The organism is Nocardia violaceofusca NBRC 14427, from assembly GCF_963869435.1.
In the GTDB taxonomy this organism is placed as follows: Bacteria; Actinomycetota; Actinomycetes; order Mycobacteriales; family Mycobacteriaceae; genus Nocardia; species Nocardia aobensis.
Genome location: NZ_CAWMPM010000032.1, coordinates 91,738 through 109,088, shown reverse-complemented (window position 1 = coordinate 109,088; position 17,351 = coordinate 91,738). Strand labels below are relative to the sequence as shown.

Annotated in this window: 15 protein-coding genes; 10 read left to right on the top strand and 5 right to left on the bottom strand. The window is 67.4% G+C overall.

Annotated elements, in window-relative coordinates:
* The 3 genes from AC5592_RS25765 to rsgA all read left to right on the top strand — a co-directional run.
* The coding region (locus AC5592_RS25765) for an aldehyde dehydrogenase family protein (RefSeq protein ID WP_157122191.1) at nucleotides 1-863 on the top strand (863 nt) is incomplete at its 5' end.
* 171 nt (nucleotides 864-1,034) lie between these two features.
* On the top strand, nucleotides 1,035-2,354 hold the full coding sequence (aroA, locus tag AC5592_RS25760; RefSeq protein WP_036504517.1) for a 3-phosphoshikimate 1-carboxyvinyltransferase: 1,320 nt from the start codon (nucleotides 1,035-1,037) through the stop codon (nucleotides 2,352-2,354).
* Nucleotides 2,351-3,352 (top strand): ribosome small subunit-dependent GTPase A, encoded by a 1,002-nt coding sequence (gene rsgA, locus AC5592_RS25755; protein ID WP_036504518.1) that lies wholly within the window; start codon nucleotides 2,351-2,353, stop codon nucleotides 3,350-3,352. Before aroA ends, rsgA begins: the two co-directional genes overlap by 4 nt.
* A 5-nt stretch (nucleotides 3,353-3,357) precedes the next feature.
* Here the strand turns inward: rsgA and AC5592_RS25750 are convergent, their stop codons facing one another.
* Entirely contained in the window at nucleotides 3,358-4,044 is a 687-nt protein-coding gene (locus AC5592_RS25750; protein WP_036504519.1) for a winged helix-turn-helix transcriptional regulator, read from the bottom strand.
* 81 nt (nucleotides 4,045-4,125) lie between these two features.
* On the opposite strand from AC5592_RS25750, the gene AC5592_RS25745 reads away from it, so the two are divergent.
* Complete coding sequence (locus tag AC5592_RS25745) at nucleotides 4,126-4,956, top strand: class I SAM-dependent methyltransferase (RefSeq protein WP_036504521.1); 831 nt, start codon at nucleotides 4,126-4,128, stop codon at nucleotides 4,954-4,956.
* Between the two features lie 42 nt (nucleotides 4,957-4,998).
* Here AC5592_RS25745 and AC5592_RS25740 read toward each other — a convergent pair whose 3' ends face one another.
* Both AC5592_RS25740 and AC5592_RS25735 read right to left on the bottom strand, forming a co-directional pair.
* Complete coding sequence (locus tag AC5592_RS25740; protein WP_063820410.1) at nucleotides 4,999-5,478, bottom strand: DUF4254 domain-containing protein; 480 nt, start codon at nucleotides 5,476-5,478, stop codon at nucleotides 4,999-5,001.
* A gap of 284 nt (nucleotides 5,479-5,762) precedes the next feature.
* Nucleotides 5,763-6,707: an NADP-dependent oxidoreductase gene (locus AC5592_RS25735; protein WP_232329549.1), complete on the bottom strand. Its 945-nt coding sequence runs from the start codon at nucleotides 6,705-6,707 to the stop codon at nucleotides 5,763-5,765.
* 77 nt (nucleotides 6,708-6,784) lie between these two features.
* Here AC5592_RS25735 and AC5592_RS25730 point away from each other — a divergent pair, with 77 nt between their 5' ends.
* Nucleotides 6,785-7,189, top strand: a complete 405-nt coding sequence (locus tag AC5592_RS25730; RefSeq protein ID WP_063065669.1) for a winged helix-turn-helix transcriptional regulator — start codon at nucleotides 6,785-6,787, stop codon at nucleotides 7,187-7,189.
* Nucleotides 7,190-7,247: 58 nt separating this feature from the next.
* Here the strand turns inward: AC5592_RS25730 and secA are convergent, their stop codons facing one another.
* Both secA and AC5592_RS25720 read right to left on the bottom strand, forming a co-directional pair.
* Complete coding sequence (secA, locus tag AC5592_RS25725; protein ID WP_036504526.1) at nucleotides 7,248-10,085, bottom strand: preprotein translocase subunit SecA; 2,838 nt, start codon at nucleotides 10,083-10,085, stop codon at nucleotides 7,248-7,250.
* Between the two features lie 253 nt (nucleotides 10,086-10,338).
* A complete protein-coding gene (locus AC5592_RS25720; RefSeq protein ID WP_157122189.1) occupies nucleotides 10,339-10,890 on the bottom strand; it encodes an Rv3235 family protein in 552 nt (183 codons plus the stop codon).
* Between the two features lie 172 nt (nucleotides 10,891-11,062).
* Here AC5592_RS25720 and AC5592_RS25715 point away from each other — a divergent pair, with 172 nt between their 5' ends.
* The 5 genes from AC5592_RS25715 to AC5592_RS25695 all read left to right on the top strand — a co-directional run bounded on the left by AC5592_RS25715 (nucleotide 11,063) and on the right by AC5592_RS25695 (nucleotide 17,280).
* Entirely contained in the window at nucleotides 11,063-12,484 is a 1,422-nt protein-coding gene (locus tag AC5592_RS25715) for a WS/DGAT/MGAT family O-acyltransferase (RefSeq protein ID WP_036504528.1), read from the top strand.
* A 40-nt stretch (nucleotides 12,485-12,524) separates the two neighbouring features.
* A complete protein-coding gene (locus AC5592_RS25710; protein WP_063065668.1) occupies nucleotides 12,525-13,076 on the top strand; it encodes a DUF6912 family protein in 552 nt (183 codons plus the stop codon).
* An 84-nt stretch (nucleotides 13,077-13,160) separates the two neighbouring features.
* Nucleotides 13,161-14,330 carry a ferredoxin reductase gene (locus tag AC5592_RS25705; protein WP_039780352.1) on the top strand — a complete coding sequence of 390 codons (1,170 nt, stop codon included), beginning with the start codon at nucleotides 13,161-13,163 and terminating at the stop codon, nucleotides 14,328-14,330.
* Between the two features lie 196 nt (nucleotides 14,331-14,526).
* A complete protein-coding gene (locus tag AC5592_RS25700; protein WP_063065667.1) occupies nucleotides 14,527-15,927 on the top strand; it encodes a fatty acid desaturase family protein in 1,401 nt (466 codons plus the stop codon).
* A gap of 96 nt (nucleotides 15,928-16,023) precedes the next feature.
* The gene (locus AC5592_RS25695; RefSeq protein ID WP_036504532.1) at nucleotides 16,024-17,280 is read left to right on the top strand and encodes a fatty acid desaturase family protein; all 1,257 of its coding nucleotides are present in this window, start codon (nucleotides 16,024-16,026) and stop codon (nucleotides 17,278-17,280) included.
* Nucleotides 17,281-17,351: the final 71 nt, after the last annotated feature.

The window sequence follows — 17,351 nt, the reverse complement described above, 5'->3', positions numbered from 1 at the left end:
TCGACAAGATCGCCTTCACCGGCTCCACCGCGACCGGCAAGAAGATCATGGCCGCCGCGGCCGAAACACTGACTCCGGTGCTGCTGGAATGCGGCGGCAAGGACGCGGTGATCGTCGCCGCCGACGCCGATATCGCGGCGGCAGCCGACGCCGTGGCCTACGGCGCGACCATGAACAGCGGCCAGACCTGCGCCGGGGTCGAACGCGTCTACGTCGACAAGTCGATTCGCGAGCCGTTCCTGGCCGAGGTGAAGAAGATCCTGTCGAACGTGCACGCCGGATCCGACGACAAGGCCTCCTACGGTCCGATGACCATGCCCTCGCAGGTCGACATCGTGCGCCGGCACATCGAATCGGCGCTGGCCAACGGCGGCACCGCGGTGCTGGGCGGCCCGGAATCGGTGCACGCGCCGTATATCGAGCCGGTGGTGCTGGTCGATGTCGACGAGAGTTCCGACGCCGTCTGCGAGGAAACCTTCGGCCCGACCGTCACCATCCGCACCGTCGAGAACATCGACGAGGCGGTCGACCTGGCGAACAACTCCAAGTACGGCCTGGGTTCGGCGGTCTACTCGCGCAAGCACGGGCTCGCGATCGCCCGCCGCCTGCGCGCCGGTGCGACCTCGGTCAACTCGGTGCTCGGCTTCGCCGCCATCGCGTCGCTGCCCTTCGGCGGTGTCGGCGACTCCGGTATCGGCCGTATCCACGGTGCGCCCGGTCTGCTGGAGTTCACCAGCCCGCATTCGATCGCGGTGCAGCGCTTCGCCATTCCGGGTATGGCGCTGCTGAGCTACAAGCGCACCGACAGCACGATGAAGCTGCTGCGCAAGGTGGTTCCGCTGCTGCACGGCCGCAACAAGTAGAAGCATCTCGATCGGGCCCGCACCCAATGGTGCGGGCCCTTTCGCGTGCCGAAAACGGCCGTGGCTACCGGCGAGATCCCGCATGAGGGCGCAAATGTCCGAATCCAGCAAATAAACGAGCATACGTCGGAGATCACAAAACCGCGCTCCCTGCACACGGGGTCGGCTCTCATGCGCGAAGATGGTCCGGTGAGTTTCTGGCCCGCGCCCCACATCGACCATGCCGTGCACGCGACCGTCACCCTGCCCGGGTCCAAATCGATCACCAACCGGGCACTGATTCTGGCCGCGCTCGCCGACCGCCCCTCGACGATCACCGGCGCCCTGCGCAGCCGGGACACCGAGCTGATGATCGCGGGCTTGCGCGCGATGGGCACCGAAATCACCGGTGACGGCGACACCCTCGCTGTCACCCCGCCGACGCAATTGCACAACGCCACCGTCGATTGCGGACTGGCCGGCACCGTGATGCGGTTCCTGCCGTCGGTGGCCGCGCTCGCGCACGGCGATGTCGCGTTCTTCGGTGACGAGCAGGCGCAGCTGCGCCCGCTGCACACGATTCTCGACGCGCTGCGCAGCCTCGGCGTCGACATCGACGGCAACACCCTGCCCTTCGTCGTCCACGGCGCCGGGACGCTGCGCGGCGGGTCGGTCACCATCGACGCCTCCGGTTCCTCGCAGTTCGTCTCCGGGCTGCTGTTGTCGGCGGCGCGTTTCGAGACCGGGATCACCGTGCAGCACGAGGGCGCACCGCTGCCGTCCATGCCGCATATCGAGATGACGGTGCAGATGCTGCAGCAGGCCGGGGTGCGGGTGCAGGCGCCGGCCGATCCGCGCAAGGAACAGGTCTGGACCGTCGAGCCGGGGCCGATCCACGCCGTCGACTGGGACGTCGAACCGGATCTGTCCAACGCCACTCCCTTCCTGGCCGCGGCTGCGGTGACCGGTGGTGAGGTGACGATTCCGCACTGGCCGCAGCTGACCACCCAGGCCGGTGACGTGATCCGCGAAATCCTGGTCCGGATGGGCGCGGAGGTGCGGCGCTTCGACGGCAAATTGACCGTGCGCGGCCCGCGGTCCCTCGCCGGTATCGATATCGACCTGCACGATGTGGGCGAGCTGACGCCGACCGTGGCCGCCCTGGCCGCACTGGCCGACTCCCCGTCGCGGCTGCGTGGAATCGCCCATCTGCGGGGACACGAAACCGATCGGCTGGCCGCGCTGACCACCGAGATCAACCGCCTCGGCGGCAATGTCACCGAAACCGAGGACGGGCTGAGCATCGAGCCGGCCCCGTTGCAGGGCGGCCAGTGGCATTCCTACGCCGATCACCGGATGGCCACGGCGGGAGCGATTCTCGGCCTGCGCGTACCCGGCGTGAGCATCGAGGACATCGGCACCACTGCCAAGACACTGCCCGAATTCGTCACCCTGTGGGAATCGATGCTGGCGGGCGCCGGCGCCTTATCGGGTGAGGGAGCGGCCCACTGAGGCGCCGGGAGTACGACGAATCCGATGTCCGGGTCCGCCCGGGCAGGGGTTCGCGACCCCGCACCAAGACCCGGCCGGAACACCGAGACGCGGTGTCGGCCATGGTGGTTTCGGTGGATCGGGGGCGCTGGGGGTGTGTGCTCGGCGACGATCCGGATCGCCGCGTGGTCGCGATGCGGGCGCGGGAACTGGGCCGCACGCCGATCGTGGTGGGCGATCAGGTGGATGTGGTCGGCGACCTGACCGGCCGGCCCGACACCCTGGCGCGGATCGTGCGCGTCGCCGATCGCCGAACGGTGCTGCGCCGCACCGCCGACGACACCGATCCCTTCGAACGCATCGTGGTGTCGAACGCCGAGCAGTTGTTCATCGTCGTGGCGCTGGCCGATCCGCCGCCCCGCACCGGCTTCGTCGAACGCGCCATGGTGGCCGCGTATGCCGGTGGGCTGCAACCGATTCTGTGCCTGACCAAACACGACCTCGCCGCCGACTCCGAATTCGCCTCGGAATTCGCGGATCTGGATCTGACCATCGTCTACGGCGGCCGCGACGATCCGCTGGAACCCATTCGCGACCTCCTGCGGGATTCACTGACCTGCCTGCTCGGCCACTCCGGTGTCGGCAAGTCCACGCTGGTGAATCGCGTTGTCCCCGAAGCGGAACGAGCCGTGGGGACGGTCTCCGGGGTCGGCAAGGGCCGCCATACCTCGACCCAGTCGGTGGCTCTGCCGCTCGAGGGCGGCGGCTGGGTCATCGACACCCCCGGCATCCGCTCCTTCGGCCTCGCCCACATCTCGCCCGACGACGTGATCGCCGCCTTCCCCGACCTGTCCGAGGCCATCGAGGACTGCCCCCGCGGCTGCACCCACCTCGGCCCGCCCGCCGACCCGGAATGCGCACTGGACGAACTACCCGGCAAGGAACGACGGGTCGCGGCGATCCGGCTGCTGCTGACGGCACTGAATTCCAACGATCCGTGGGTCGTCGGCAACGGCTGAGGTGCTCACTCGGCGCGTTCCGGGCGCGGAGTCGCCGCCAGGCTCGCCTGCCCGATCCAATGCGGTACCTGCCGCCGAATCGATGCCGGGCCCACGATCTCGGTCGTTTCGTCCCGTAGCGCCGCCGCCCAGCTCCGGTCGCCCCGCCAGATCTCGGTGAGCTGCCGCAACGTGCTGCGCACGGTCGCCGCGATCTCGAAGCCGGGGTCGTAGTCGCAGATCGCCGCCGTACCGCGCTCGACCAGCAGCCACCAGTGCGCCTCCTTGCCGGGGACATCGGTGAACTCGACCGCCAGAACCGTCCGCTCGTCGGGCCACGCCCGGATCGGTATCGTGCGACGGATATCCCACAGCAACAGGTGCGGATCCAGATCCCGGTCGCCGAGATCGCCGATCCAGCGCACCCCCCACGCTCCGAGCGCCTGCACGACGGTCGACAGCTCTCGTCCGGCGTCGGTCAGGATGTAGGCGGCGCGTCCATCGACACCGATCTCGCGACGCAGTACCCCGGACCGCTCCAGCGAGCGCAGACGACGGGAGAGCAGAGCGGGTGACATCTTCGGATTGCCCCGCCGCAGCTCGTTGAAATGTGTACTGCCCAAGAGTAGTTCGCGCACGACCAGCAGCGTCCACCGCTCGTCGAGGACATCCATGGCCTTGGCGATCGGGCAGAACTCCCCGTAGCCGGACACACAACCAGTAGACCACTCGGCGCGCCCCGGGTACAGATGTTGAACTGGCCGACGCTACCGCCGCCGCCGGATGCTAGCGATATGACAGTTATCCATCCCACCCAGCAATCACCCGTCGACCTCACCGAACGCACACACGCACTCTGGGCCCTCGGCGACTATCCCCGCGTCGCGGACACCGTCATCCCCGGCCTGGGCCGGCGCCTGGTTCGAGCCTGCGATATCCGTCCCGGCCGGCGAGTGCTCGATATCGCCGCCGGAGCGGGGAATGCGGCCATTCCGGCGGCCGAAGCCGGAGCGGACGTCATCGCCAGTGACCTGACGCCGGAAATGTTCGACGCGGGCCGGGCCGCGGCGGCCGCCCGCGGTATCCACCTCACCTGGGAGACCGCCGACGCCGAGGCGCTGCCGTACGACGACGGCCGATTCGACGTCGCCATGTCCTGCGTCGGCATCATGTTCGCCCCGTCGCACCGGGCGGCCGCCGACGAGCTGCTCCGCGTGACCGCGCCGAAGGCGACGATAGGGCTGATCAACTGGACACCGGAGGGATTCATCGGCGAAATGTTCGCCATCGTGAAGCGGTTCGCGCCGCCACCGCCGCCCGGTGCGCAATCGCCGCTGCTGTGGGGCACCGCCGACCACCTCCGGGACCTGTTCGGCGACCGCGTCACCGACCTGCACATCGAGCGCGAATTCGCGACGGTGGAATGTTTCGCCGACGGGGACCGCTTCCGTGACTTCTTCAAGGCCAATTACGGTCCCACGGTCGCCGTGTACAAAGCCCTGGCCGGCGACCCGGATCGCATCGCCGAACTGGACCGCGCCCTCGCCGACCTGGCCGCTCGCCACGACCTCGGCGGCGGGCGGATGCGCTGGGAGTACCTTCTGGTCACCGCCCGGCGGGCGTGACGCGGTTCCGATCCGCCCGCCGAGTGCGGAGACCGGCCGCGTTCAGGCCGAGGTCGGCAGCCGGCGCTCGCCGTGCGTGATCGCCGCGACCAGATCGTCGTAGCCGTTGACCAGTTCTGCCACCCGGAACCACGCCGCGTGCAATGCCAGATCGTCGGTGGCGGTTTCCAGTAGATGTGCGGCACGGGCGTAGGCCGCCATGAGCCGATCGATCACGGAACCGACGGTTTCGGTGTGGATCGCGGTGCCGTGCCGATGCTGCGGCACGTGGGCTTCGATCCATCGGTCGATCACACGCACGGTCTCGCGGCGCGATGCCTCGGCCGCGCGGCGATACTCGGCATCGTGCGACTGGGCCACACCGGTGTGCAGTTCCGCGAGTTGCCGCGCGAGCGGGTCCAGGGGATGCGCGGCCGGGCGCGAATCACGCACCATCCGCAGCAGCATCTCGGCGGTGGGGAGGCCGCCGATCACCTCGGTGCCGCCTCCCTCCAGCACCAGCAGCGGCGATACCGTGGCCATCCGGGCGCCCCCGGTATCTGCGGGGTCACCGGTCACCGCGAGCACCGCCTCTCGGCGCGGTGGCGGATACCGCACCGGAGGCCGCGGTCACGGCAGTCTCGGTGACGCGGTGCGGTGAGAATTGCGGCGTCGAACACATGGGCAGCTCCTGGTCGGTCTCGGCCTTCGATGAAACCGACCGTATGCCCCGTATTAGCTGTTCGCCTGCCTCCCGGTTCCCGCTGTTGAGAAGTCACAGACGAGATCGCCGCGGCGTGCTGACGAAACACATAACCAGCGGGTGACTACGGCGTGAGCACCAGCCGTCCGCGCAATCCACCGGCGGACAACCGCTCGTGCGCCTCGGCCGCGCGCTCGAGCGGAAGGACGTCGGCTACCCGCAAGGTCAGCCCGAGCGCCGCGAGTTCGGCGAGCGCGGTTCCGTCGGCTCTGATCCATTCCTGATGAATTCTCATGCCGCGCAACGGAACAGGGGCCGGACCACCGGCCACCCCGGCGTACGCGCCGCCGTTGCGAACCGCCGCCGTGGCACGCACACCCAGGCCCGCGCCGTCCAACGCGCCATCCACACCTCCCGGAACCAGCGCACCTACCGCTTCGGCGAGGTCGGCGCACGTGCGGGGCACGGTCCATCCGGCGCCGAGTCCGCGAACGAATGCCGCATCCTCGTCGGCGACCTGCGCGACCACCCGCAACCCGCTACGCACGGCCAACTCGACCGCGAAACCGCCGACCGCTCCCGCGGCGCCGGTCACCAGCAGGGTGTCACCGGCGCTAAGGCCGAGCAGCGCGAGCGCCTGCTGCGCGGTCAGCGCATTCAGCGGCAGCGTGGCCGCCTCGGTCGCATCGACGTCCGGTGGCGCCGGCGCGACCGCATCGGTATCGAGCACCAGATACTCGGCGTAAGCACCCAGCGACCGGTCGAGCAGATCACGCAGTCCGATAACCCGTTGCCCCACAGTGAATGTCGTGACGCCGGGACCGATACTGTCGACGGTTCCCGCGACGTCCCAGCCGATTCCGATGGTCTCGCGCGGCGCCATCAGACCCGCGTCGATCAGGGCGCCGCTGCGGGTCGCGATATCGACCGGATTGACCGCCGCCGCCTCCACCCGGATCCGCACCTGCCGCGGTCCGGGCTCGGGCACCGGCACCCGCACCACCTCGAGTGCCTCCGGGCCACCCACCCGCCGAACGACCACCGCCCGCATGCTGTTTCGAGAACTCATGCTGCACAACCTATGGAGAGCTACTCTCCATAGGGAAGTACGCACTCGAAGGTGCGTATCCGACCCGGAGGAAACCCGTGGCCACCCGAACCGCCGCCCAACGCCGAGCCCAGGCGAGCGCAGACTACGACGCGTACCTGGCACAATGCCCCGCTCGGCAACTACTCGACCGCATCGCCGACAAATGGGTGAGCCTGGCCGTCAACGCCCTCGCCGACGGCCCCCAGCGCTACAGCGACCTGCAACGCCGCCTCGCCAGCATCAGCCAGAAGATGCTCACCCAAACCCTGCGCAACCTCGAACGCGACGGGCTGGTCTCCCGCACGGTTACCCCCGCGGTCCCGGTCCGCGTCGAATACGAGCTCACCCCACTCGGCCACTCCCTGCTACCGGTGATGCGCGCGGTCAAAGACTGGGCCGAGCAGAACATGGACCGGGTCCACGCGGCTCGCGAACGCTACGAGCAGCACACCGAAACCTGACATCACGACAGCGGCCGGCCCACCTGATCGGTGGGCCGGCCGCTGTCTTGTGCCGGAATTACCGGCGGCGCTTGGTCTTCGCCGGCTTGCCCTGCTTGGCGCGGTCGCGCTCGGCCTCGCGGCGTTCGCGGCGGGTCATGCCGGTGGCGGGGGTGTCGCCGTATTCCTGGGCGGCGCTGCGGACTTCGGCGTGGCCACCTTCGTCCGGGCCGGAGAAGCTGAGACCGCGCGGGCCGGATTCGTCGATTCCCTTGGCGCGCAAGGCCGCCGGGGCGTTCTCGGCGGCGCCGTTACCCTGGGGCACGGCCGGAGCGGGATGCATCGCGCCCACCGGGGACCGCAGGCCGGGGTCGACCGCGGGCTGCTGTTCGGGGGCCTGCTGGACCTCCACCTGGAGGTTGAACAGGAAGCCGACCGACTCCTCCTTCAAGCCCTCGAGCATGGCGGCGAACATGTCGAAACCCTCGCGCTGGTACTCGACGAGCGGATCGCGCTGCGCCATCGCGCGCAGGCCGATGCCCTCCTTGAGGTAGTCCATCTCGTAGAGGTGTTCGCGCCACTTGCGGTCCAGGACCGACAGCAGGACCTGGCGTTCGAGGTTGCGCATGCTGCCGGGACCGGCCAGATCGTCGATCTCCTTCTCACGCCGCGCATAAGCGTCGTGGGCGTCTTCGAGAACGGCCTCGAGCAGTTCCTCGCGGCTCAGTTCGCCGATCTCGCCGTCCTCGGTTTCACCGGTCAGATCCTGGTATTCGATGCCGACCGAGTACAGCGTCTTCAGCGCCGTCCACAGCTTGGCCAGATCCCAGTCCTCGACGTAGCCCTCGGAAGTGGCGCCGTCGACGTAGGCGGTGATCACGTCGGTGATCATCGACTGAACCTGGCCCTCCATATCCTCGCCGGCCAGGATGCGCTGGCGCTCGGCGTAGATGACGGTGCGCTGCTGGTTCATCACCTCGTCGTACTTCAGAACGTTCTTGCGGATTTCGAAGTTCTGCTGCTCGACCTGGGTCTGGGCGCTCTTGATCGCGCGGGAGACCATCTTGGCCTCGATCGGCACGTCGTCGGGCAGGTTGAGCCGGGTCATGATCGACTCCAGGGCCGCACCGTTGAAGCGCCGCATCAACTCGTCGCCGAGCGAGAGGTAGAAGCGCGATTCACCCGGGTCGCCCTGGCGGCCGGCACGACCGCGCAGCTGGTTGTCGATGCGCCGCGACTCGTGCCGCTCGGTGCCCAGCACGTAGAGGCCGCCGGCGTCGCGCACCAGATCGGCGTCGTCTTCGACCTGCCGCTTGACCTGCTCCAGCGCGGGCAGCCAGTTGGCCTCGTAGTCGTCCGGCGTCTCGACCGGATCCAGGCCCTGCCGCCGCAGCAGCGTATCGGTGATGATGTCGGGGTTACCACCGAGCACGATGTCGGTACCACGGCCGGCCATATTCGTCGCCACGGTGACCGCGCCCGGGCGGCCGGCCTCGGCGATGATCTGCGCTTCCTGCTCGTGGAACTTCGCGTTCAGCACGTTGTGCGGGATACCGCGCTTGGTGAGCAGCTTCGACAGATACTCCGAGCGCTCCACCGAGGTGGTACCGATCAGCACCGGCTGGTTCTTCTCGTGCCGCTCGGCGATGTCGTCGGCCACCGCGGCGAATTTCGATTCCTCGGTCTTGTAGATCAGGTCCGCCTGATCCATGCGGATCATCGGCTTGTTGGTCGGGATCGGCACCACGCCGAGACCGTAGGTCTGGTGGAGCTCGGCCGCCTCGGTTTCGGCGGTACCGGTCATACCGGACAATTTGTCGTACAGGCGGAAATAGTTCTGCAGTGTGATGGTGGCCAGCGTCTGGTTCTCCGGCTGGATCTCCACACCTTCTTTGGCCTCGATGGCCTGGTGCATGCCCTCGTTGTAGCGACGGCCGACCAGAATGCGGCCGGTGAATTCGTCGACGATGATGACCTCGCCGTTGCGGACGATGTAATCCTTGTCGCGAGCGTAGAGTTCCTTGGCCTTGATCGCGTTGTTCAGATAGCTGACCAGCGGCGAGTTGGCGGCCTCGTACAGATTGTCGATACCGAGCTGATCCTCGACGAATTCGACACCGGCCTCGTGCACGCCGATGGTGCGCTTCTTGATGTCGACCTCGTAGTGCACATCCTTCTTCAGAAGCGGTGCGATACGGGCGAATTCGGCATACCACTTACTCGACGCGTCGGCCGGGCCGGAAATGATCAGCGGCGTGCGGGCCTCGTCGATCAGAATCGAGTCGACCTCGTCGACCACGGCGAAGTTGTGCCCGCGCTGGACCAGATCGTCCAGCGAATGGGTCATGTTGTCGCGCAGATAATCGAAGCCGAATTCGTTGTTCGTGCCGTAGGTGATGTCGGCGCTGTAGGCCGCACGCCGCTCGGCGGGGCTCATCCCGGACAGGATCGCGCCGACCTGCAGGCCGAGGAAACGGTGCACGCGGCCCATCCACTCGGAGTCACGGCGGGCCAGGTAGTCGTTGGTGGTGACGATGTGGACACCGTCGCCGCTGATGGCGTTGAGATACGCGGGAAGCACCGAGGTGAGCGTCTTACCTTCACCGGTTTTCATCTCGGCGACATTGCCGATGTGCAGGGCCGCGCCACCCATCACCTGCACCTTGTAATGCTTCTGATTCAGCACGCGCCAGGAGGCCTCACGGGCGGCCGCGAAAGCCTCGAGCAGCAACTCGTCCAGGGATTCGCCGTCGGCGTAGCGCTGTTTGAATTCGTCGGTCTTCGCGCGCAGTTCCGCGTCGGTCAGATCGGCGTACTCGTCGTCCAGACTGAGAACTTCGTCGGCCAGATGCGCGAGCCGCTTGACGGTGCGACCCTCACCAAAACGTAGCAACCTCGTCAGTGTCAGCGCAGGCACGGGTCTCGTCAGTCCTCTGGTCGATGTTGTCGTCTTGCAGTGCTACATCTTCGGCACACCGCACTACTCGCGGCATACCGAAGCCCCCGCCTCATCGTATGGGCGAAATTCCCGGCGCGCGGATAAGCGGCATCGTCCATGGTAATGCGGCCTCCATCGTAGGCGCCGCCGCGCCAGCGCATCCACGGACAGCGATGCCCCCTCGGGGGCCGACAGTGATCGATCACACTTCGGGACGACACGCGCCCGGCGATCATCGCATGCGCAGGGCACTCATCCGCCAGTGTCCACGCCGCAGCACCAACCGCGCGGCGACGGCGAACCGGCGCTCCCCCCGCTCGTATCCGCCGCACACTTCCGCGGTGTGCCCGGTGACCTCCGCCAGTCTCACCGTGACGAGCACCGCCGTCCCGAGGCGGCGTTCCGCGGCGGCGGTGCGGGCGAGCGTTTCGACGGCGGCCAGCACGGTCGGCTCGACCACCGAACGCAGCTGCCCGAGCGGACGCCGGCCGTCGATGACCTCCAGCACCAGCCGCAGCGACTTCTCCGCGAAAGAAGCTGCAGCAGAACTATTTTCATCGCTTTCGGAAATCCGGCGCGGTGGCGGCGCACCGGCTCCGGAGCCCGGCGAGCGCCCGTCGTGGGCGGACCGGCGCGGTGCCCGCAGTCGCGGCACACCATGGTCGGCGGTCCCCCGATCGAGCGGCGTTCGATCACCGGAGCCTTTCGGATCCAACGGTGGTTCGAATAGCGGCGCGCGGCGGGCGCGGCGGGTGTATACCGGGCTTGCAGAAGACTCGAGCATTCGACACTCCCCCTGGTCGGCATGCTTGGGCACGGATCGAACCAGCATGCCATGTCCGGCATCCTCGATGACGGAATTCCGGCACCGACGCGACAAGTCCCACACAGTCCCGCGCGGAAGGTTTGTGTCACCCCACAATGGAGAGCGGCAACGGAGAGGAGCATCGGACAGCGTGATCACGAGACTGACGCCGCAGGACGCGTCGTTCTTCCGGCTCGAGTCGAGCAGCAATCCCATGCACATCGGCTCTCTCGCGATCGTGCGCGTCGCCCCCGAGGACCCCGGCGACGGCTCCTCGTGCGTGGACTATCAGACACTGCTGGACCTGGTCGACAGCCGGTTGTCGATGGTGCCGCGCTACCGCCGCAAGGTGCGCGAGGTGCCGTTCAAACTGGGTCGTCCGGTCTGGGTCGAGGACAGTCGCTTCGACCTCACCTATCACGTGCGACGTTCGGCGCTGCCGGCTCCGGGCTCCGACGAACAGCTCTACGAACTGGTCGGGCGGCTGTCCTCGCGAGCACTCGACCCGAGCCGGCCGCTGTGGGAGATGTACCTGATCGAAGGACTGTCCGGCGACCGCTGCGCGATCTTCACCAAAACCCATTCGGCGCTGGTCGACGGCGATACCGCACTCGAGATCGGGCACGTCATCCTCGACTCGGGGCCCGCGCCGCGGGTGGTCGCCACCGATACCTGGGTGGCTCACCGCGAACCCGGCGAGGTGGAACTGCTGGGCATGTCGCTGGCCGAAATGGCGACCCAGCCCGCGGCGGCGTGGGAAGTCGTGCGCGACGCCGGCGCCAACGCGTCCGCGGTGGTGGCCGCCGCGGGTAAGGCCGTCGACGCCGCCGTCAGCCGGGTGCGCGCGGCCGGGCGCACGGCACCGGACAGTCCCTTCAACACCTCGATCTCGCGATGCCGCCGATTCGATATCGCACGGACCGACCTCGAGGACTATCGCCGGATCCGAAGACACTTCGACTGCTCGATCAACGACGCCATTCTCGCCGTGGTGACCGGCGCCTTACGGATCTTCCTGCAGTCGCGGGGTGAGGTCCTGGTCGAATCGGCGGTGCTGCGAGCGGTGGTGCCGATGTCGGTCTACGTCGACGGGCCGCCCGACGACACGCTGCGCCCGGCGAGCGAGGTCTCCTCGTTCCTGATCGATCTGCCGGTGGGAGAGCAGAATCCGGTCATGCGGTTGTCGCACATCTCGCACGCCACGGCCGAGAATTCCCGGCACGGACGCGCGGTACGGGCGCGCACCCTGGTTCACATGGCCGGCTTCGCCCCGGCCAGCCTGCACGCGATGAGTGTGCGGGCGGCGAGTACGTTCGCAGAACACACATTCAATCTGGTGATCACCAACGCGCCGGGTCCGCAGCGGCCGATGTACATCGGCGGCGCACGGATGCTGGAGATGTATCCGGTATCGCCGTTGCTGCGCAATCAGGCGTCGAGCATCGGAATCACGTCCTACGACGGACGTGTGTTCTACGGTCTCAATGCCGACCGCGAGGCGATGGCCGATATCGCCGTACTGGCGGCGGCGGTGCGCGAATCCATGGAGGAGATGCTCGGTGCCTGCGTCTGATCAGGGCAAGCTACGCGTCTATGTCCCGGCCACCATCGCCATGCTCCGGGAATTGGTGGCGCAGCGCGAAATTCGCGCCGTCAACGACACCGCCTTCGCGGTCACCCCCGCGCTGCGCGAGGCATACGCCTCCGGCGACGACGAGGAACTGGCCGAGGCGGCGATGGGCGAGGCGGCGCGCGCATCGCTGCGACTGCTCGCCGAGGAACGCGAATCCGCGCTGCTGCAGGCCGACGACGACGCCGAGCCCGCCGGCACCGATCCCGACGCTCCCGCCGAGGACGGCGGATCGTCGTATTCGGCCCCGGTCTATCGCCGTGCCGTGATCGCCGCCGATGTGACGGGCACGACCCTGCGCCCGGATCTCGACGATGCGGTGGTCCGGCTGTCCGGGCCGATCACCTACCAGCGCATCGCCTCGGTGCACGTCGACCTGGCCGAGGCCGAACCGCAGGTCGCCAAGGCCGTCGACGTCATCGATGCGGCCGATCTGGGCGATCCGGACGCGGAATTCGTGCTGGGCGACGCGGAGGATCACCAGCTGGCTTGGTATGCGGCACAGGAGTTGCCGTTCCTGCTCGACCTCCTCTGATCCGCCCGCTAACCTACGATGCCGTAACCTTGGCTCGAAGGGTGCGCCGCAGGCGCGTGATCACAGGAAATGAGCATTCGCACGATGGTGTCGAAATCGGTACAAGGCCTGCGGGCATGGCTCGAGGCCCCCGTCGCCGACGCGAAGATGGCCGGACGCACGCGCCTGGACGCGCTGCGCGGAGCGGCCGCCCGCATCACCACCCCGCTGCTGCCCGACGATTATCTGCATCTGGTGAATCCGCTGTGGTCGGCGCGGGAGCTGCGCGGACGGATCGTCGAAGTCCGCAAGGAGACCGCGGATTCGGTGACCCTGGTGATCAAGCCGGGCTGGGGTTTCGACTTCACCTTCACCCCCGGCCAGTACATCGGCATCGGTGTCCTGGTCGACGGACGCTGGCACTGGCGGTCGTATTCGCTGACCTGCCCGCCGGACTGGACCGCCCCGGACAACCGCGCCGAACGGGTGATCTCGATCGCGGTGAAGGCGATGCCGGAGGGCTTCCTGTCCAGCCACCTGGTCAACGGCGTGCCGCAGGGCACGGTCGTCCGTCTGGCCGCGCCGCAGGGCGGGTTCGTGCTGCCGGAGCCGCCGCCGGCGAAGGTGTTGTTCATCACCGCGGGCAGCGGCATCACCCCGGTGATGGCCATGCTGCGGACCATGGACCGCCGCGCCGCCGACCGCACCGACGGCGACGCGATGGACGACATCGTGCACATCCATTCCGCCCGGACCGCCGAGGACGTCATGTTCGGCGCGGAACTGCGGGCGCTGCACGACAAGCATCCGGGTTTCACCGCCCATATCCACCTCACCGGTGAGCAGGGCAAATTCGATCTGGCCGATCTCGATGCGCGGTTCCCGGACTGGCGCGAGCGCGAGACCTGGGCCTGCGGTCCGGCCGGGCTGCTCAACGATGTCGAAAAGCATTGGGCCGCCGCGGGTATCAGCGACAAACTGCATGTCGAGCGGTTCGAGGTGGAACGGTCGGCGGTCGGCGAGGGCGGCACCGTCACCTTCGCCCGCACCGATCGCAGCACGGAGGTCGACGGCGCCACCAGCCTGCTCGAGGCCGGTGAGGCGGCGGGCGTGCAGATGCCGTTCGGCTGCCGGATGGGTATCTGCCAGACCTGCGTGGTCACCCTGACCGACGGGCATGTGCGCGATCTGCGCAACGGCGCCGAACATCAGGCCGGGGAGAAGGTGCAGACCTGCATCTCGGCCGCGGCCGGAGACTGCACCCTGGACGTGTGAGTCGCGTTCCGGTGGTGTTCACCCGCTCGCCCCGCGGCGGCGCGAGCGATCACCACCGGTAACCGATACCCTGAAGAGGACCAGACCGAGACCTCCCACCGAAGCGCAGCGGAGGCAATCCGATACCGGCCCGCCGACGCGAGGCAGAGGCATTCATTTCGAAACCGCCGGAGCGAAGCGGAGGCATTGCAGGACCGTGGCCATCACCGACATCAAGGCGTATTCGCATCTGACGGCTGCCGATATCGAGACACTGGGGCAGGAACTCGACACCATCCGCCGCACGGTCGAGCAATCGCTGGGTGAGCGCGACGCCGCCTACATCCGGCGCACCATTCGCGCCCAGCGCACGCTCGAGGCCGCGGGCAGGGCGGTCCTGTTCGCCGGCCGCAACAAATGGGCCTGGGTCGCCGGCACCGCGATGTTGTCGGTCGCCAAGATCATCGAGAACATGGAGCTCGGGCACAACATCAGCCACGGGCAATGGGATTGGATGAACGACCCGGAGATCCACTCCACCAGCTGGGAGTGGGATATGACCGGAACCTCCGGGCAATGGAAACGGGCGCACAACTTCTCGCATCACACCTATACCAACATCGTCGGCATGGACGACGACGTGGGCTTCGGCATCCTGCGCATGACCCGCGACGAAGAGTGGAAGCCGATCAATCTCGCGCAGCCGGTGGCGAATCTGATCCTGGCCGCGCTCTTCGAGTGGGGTATCGCCCTGCACGATCTCAAGATCGAGAAACTGCAGGCCGGAGTTCCGCGCAGCGATCTGCTGTCCGAACCCAACCGGCAGTTCCTGCGCAAGGCCGGCCGCCAGGTCGCCAAGGACTTCGTGGTCTTCCCGCTGCTGAGCGGCCCGGGCTGGAAGGCGACACTGAAGGCCAACGCGACCGCCAATCTGATCCGCAATCTGTGGGCGTACGCGGTGATCTTCTGCGGGCATTTCCCGGACGGCGCCGAGAAATTCACCCAGGAACAGTTCGCGGACGAGACCCGGGCGGAATGGTATCTGCGGCAGATGCTGGGCAGTGCCAACTTCCAGGCCGGCCCGGCGATGGCATTCATGAGTGGCAACCTCTGCTACCAGATCGAGCACCATCTCTTTCCGGACATTCCGAGCAATCGATATCCGGAGATCGCCGAGCAGGTCCGTCAACTCTGCGACAAATACGACTTGCCGTACACCACGGGGTCGCTGGGCAAACAATATGCGCTGGCGTTCCGCACGATTCACAAACTGGCGCTGCCCGATCGATTCCTCCGCCGTACCGCCGACGACGCCCCGGAGACGTCGTCGGAACGCAAATTCTCGCTGCTGCCCCGTCCGTTGCCGGCTGGTGCCGAGGAGCCGCTGTTCGGTGTCGACCCCCTCACCGGGCGGCGACAGGGATTGCGGTCGGCACTGGTCGATGCCAAGGCCGCATTGCGCGAGAAGGCCCGGCAGGAAAAGGCGGCGCTGCGCGAGGCGAAGCTCGCCCTGCAGGAAAAAGCTCGGGCCGAGAAGCAGATACTCCGACGCCGCGGACTGCGCGGACGAGCGACTGTCCGGGTCCGGTTGCGGCAACAACGAAAGCGACTAACCTAAGCCATATCGGGCACGATCACAATGCGGTATACGCCACAGTTGTAATCCGATCCGGAGATAACCTACGGGACCGTAACCTACGGTAGTGTAACCAGCATGGCGATCTCGGATGTCAAGGAATACGCCCACCTCACCCCCGAGGATGTGGAAGCGATCGGCGCGGAGCTGGATGCGATCCGCCGTGAAATCGAGGCCTCCCGAGGCGAGACCGACGCCCGCTACATCCGCAACGTGATCCGTTTGCAGCGCGCCCTGGAAATCGGGGGTCGCGCCACGCTGTTCGCCAGTTTCCTACCGCCGGCCTGGCTGGCCGGCACGGCGATGTTGTCGGCCGCCAAGATCATCGAGAACATGGAGATCGGCCACAACGTCATGCACGGCCAGTGGGACTGGATGAACGATCCGGAGATCCACTCCTCCAACTGGGAGTGGGACAACGCCGGCCCGTCCGAACACTGGAAGATCACGCACAACTACCTGCACCACAAGTACACCAACGTGCTGGGTATGGACGACGACATCGGCTACGGCCTGCTGCGCGTGACGCGCGATCAGCGGTGGTCGCCGTTCTACCTCGGGCAGCCGGTCTACAACCTGCTGCTGCAGATGTTCTTCGAATACGGCGTGGCGATCCAGCATTTGGAGCTGGGCAAGGTCGCGAAGAAGAAGTGGGCGCCCGATTCGCCGGAACGCCGGCAATTCGAGCAGGACCGCAAGCTCGTGCTGAAGAAGGTCGGCAAGCAGGCGGCCAAGGATTACCTGATCTTCCCGTTGCTGACCGGACCGGCCTTCCTGTCCACGCTGACGGCCAATATCACCGCCAATATCGTCCGCAATGTGTGGACCAACGCGGTGATCTTCTGCGGCCACTTCCCGGACGGCGCGGAGAAGTTCACCAAGGGCGATGTGCTCAACGAAACGCAGGGCGAGTGGTACCTGCGTCAGATGCTGGGCAGCGCCAATATCACCGGCGGCGCGGTCATGCATTTCATGACCGGCAACCTCTCCCATCAGATCGAGCACCACCTGTTCCCGGACCTGCCGAGCAACCGGCTGCGGGCCATCGCCGTGCGGGTGCGGGAATTGTGCGACAAATACGATCTGCCCTACACCAGCGGCTCGCTGCCGGTGCAGTACGCGAAGTCGTGGCGCACCATCATCAAGCTGTCGGTGCCCAACAAATATCTGCGGCGCGGCACCGACGACGCCCCCGAAACCAAATCCGAGCGCGCGTTCGGCGGCATCGGCACGGTCGACCCGGTGACCGGGCGCCGGCGCGGGTTGCGCACCGCGCTGAAGGAAGGCAAGCGCCGGGTGGCGGAACGTCGGCAGACGGTCGGCTCGGCCGCCTGAGGCGATCACCGAACTCGAAGGGGCTCCGCGGAGACGATCTCCGCGGAGCCCCTTTCGTCTGCCGGTGTCCG

Coding starts and splice junctions, on each gene's coding strand:
- aroA (WP_036504517.1), top strand. CDS start 1,035: ATGCGCGAAGATGGTCCGGTGAGTTTCTGGCCCGCGCCCCACATCGAC.
- AC5592_RS25745 (WP_036504521.1), top strand. CDS start 4,126: ATGACAGTTATCCATCCCACCCAGCAATCACCCGTCGACCTCACCGAA.
- AC5592_RS25740 (WP_063820410.1), bottom strand. CDS start 5,478: ATGGCCACGGTATCGCCGCTGCTGGTGCTGGAGGGAGGCGGCACCGAG.
- AC5592_RS25735 (WP_232329549.1), bottom strand. CDS start 6,707: ATGAGTTCTCGAAACAGCATGCGGGCGGTGGTCGTTCGGCGGGTGGGT.
- AC5592_RS25720 (WP_157122189.1), bottom strand. CDS start 10,890: ATGCTCGAGTCTTCTGCAAGCCCGGTATACACCCGCCGCGCCCGCCGC.
- AC5592_RS25710 (WP_063065668.1), top strand. CDS start 12,525: ATGCTCCGGGAATTGGTGGCGCAGCGCGAAATTCGCGCCGTCAACGAC.
- AC5592_RS25705 (WP_039780352.1), top strand. CDS start 13,161: ATGGTGTCGAAATCGGTACAAGGCCTGCGGGCATGGCTCGAGGCCCCC.
- AC5592_RS25695 (WP_036504532.1), top strand. CDS start 16,024: ATGGCGATCTCGGATGTCAAGGAATACGCCCACCTCACCCCCGAGGAT.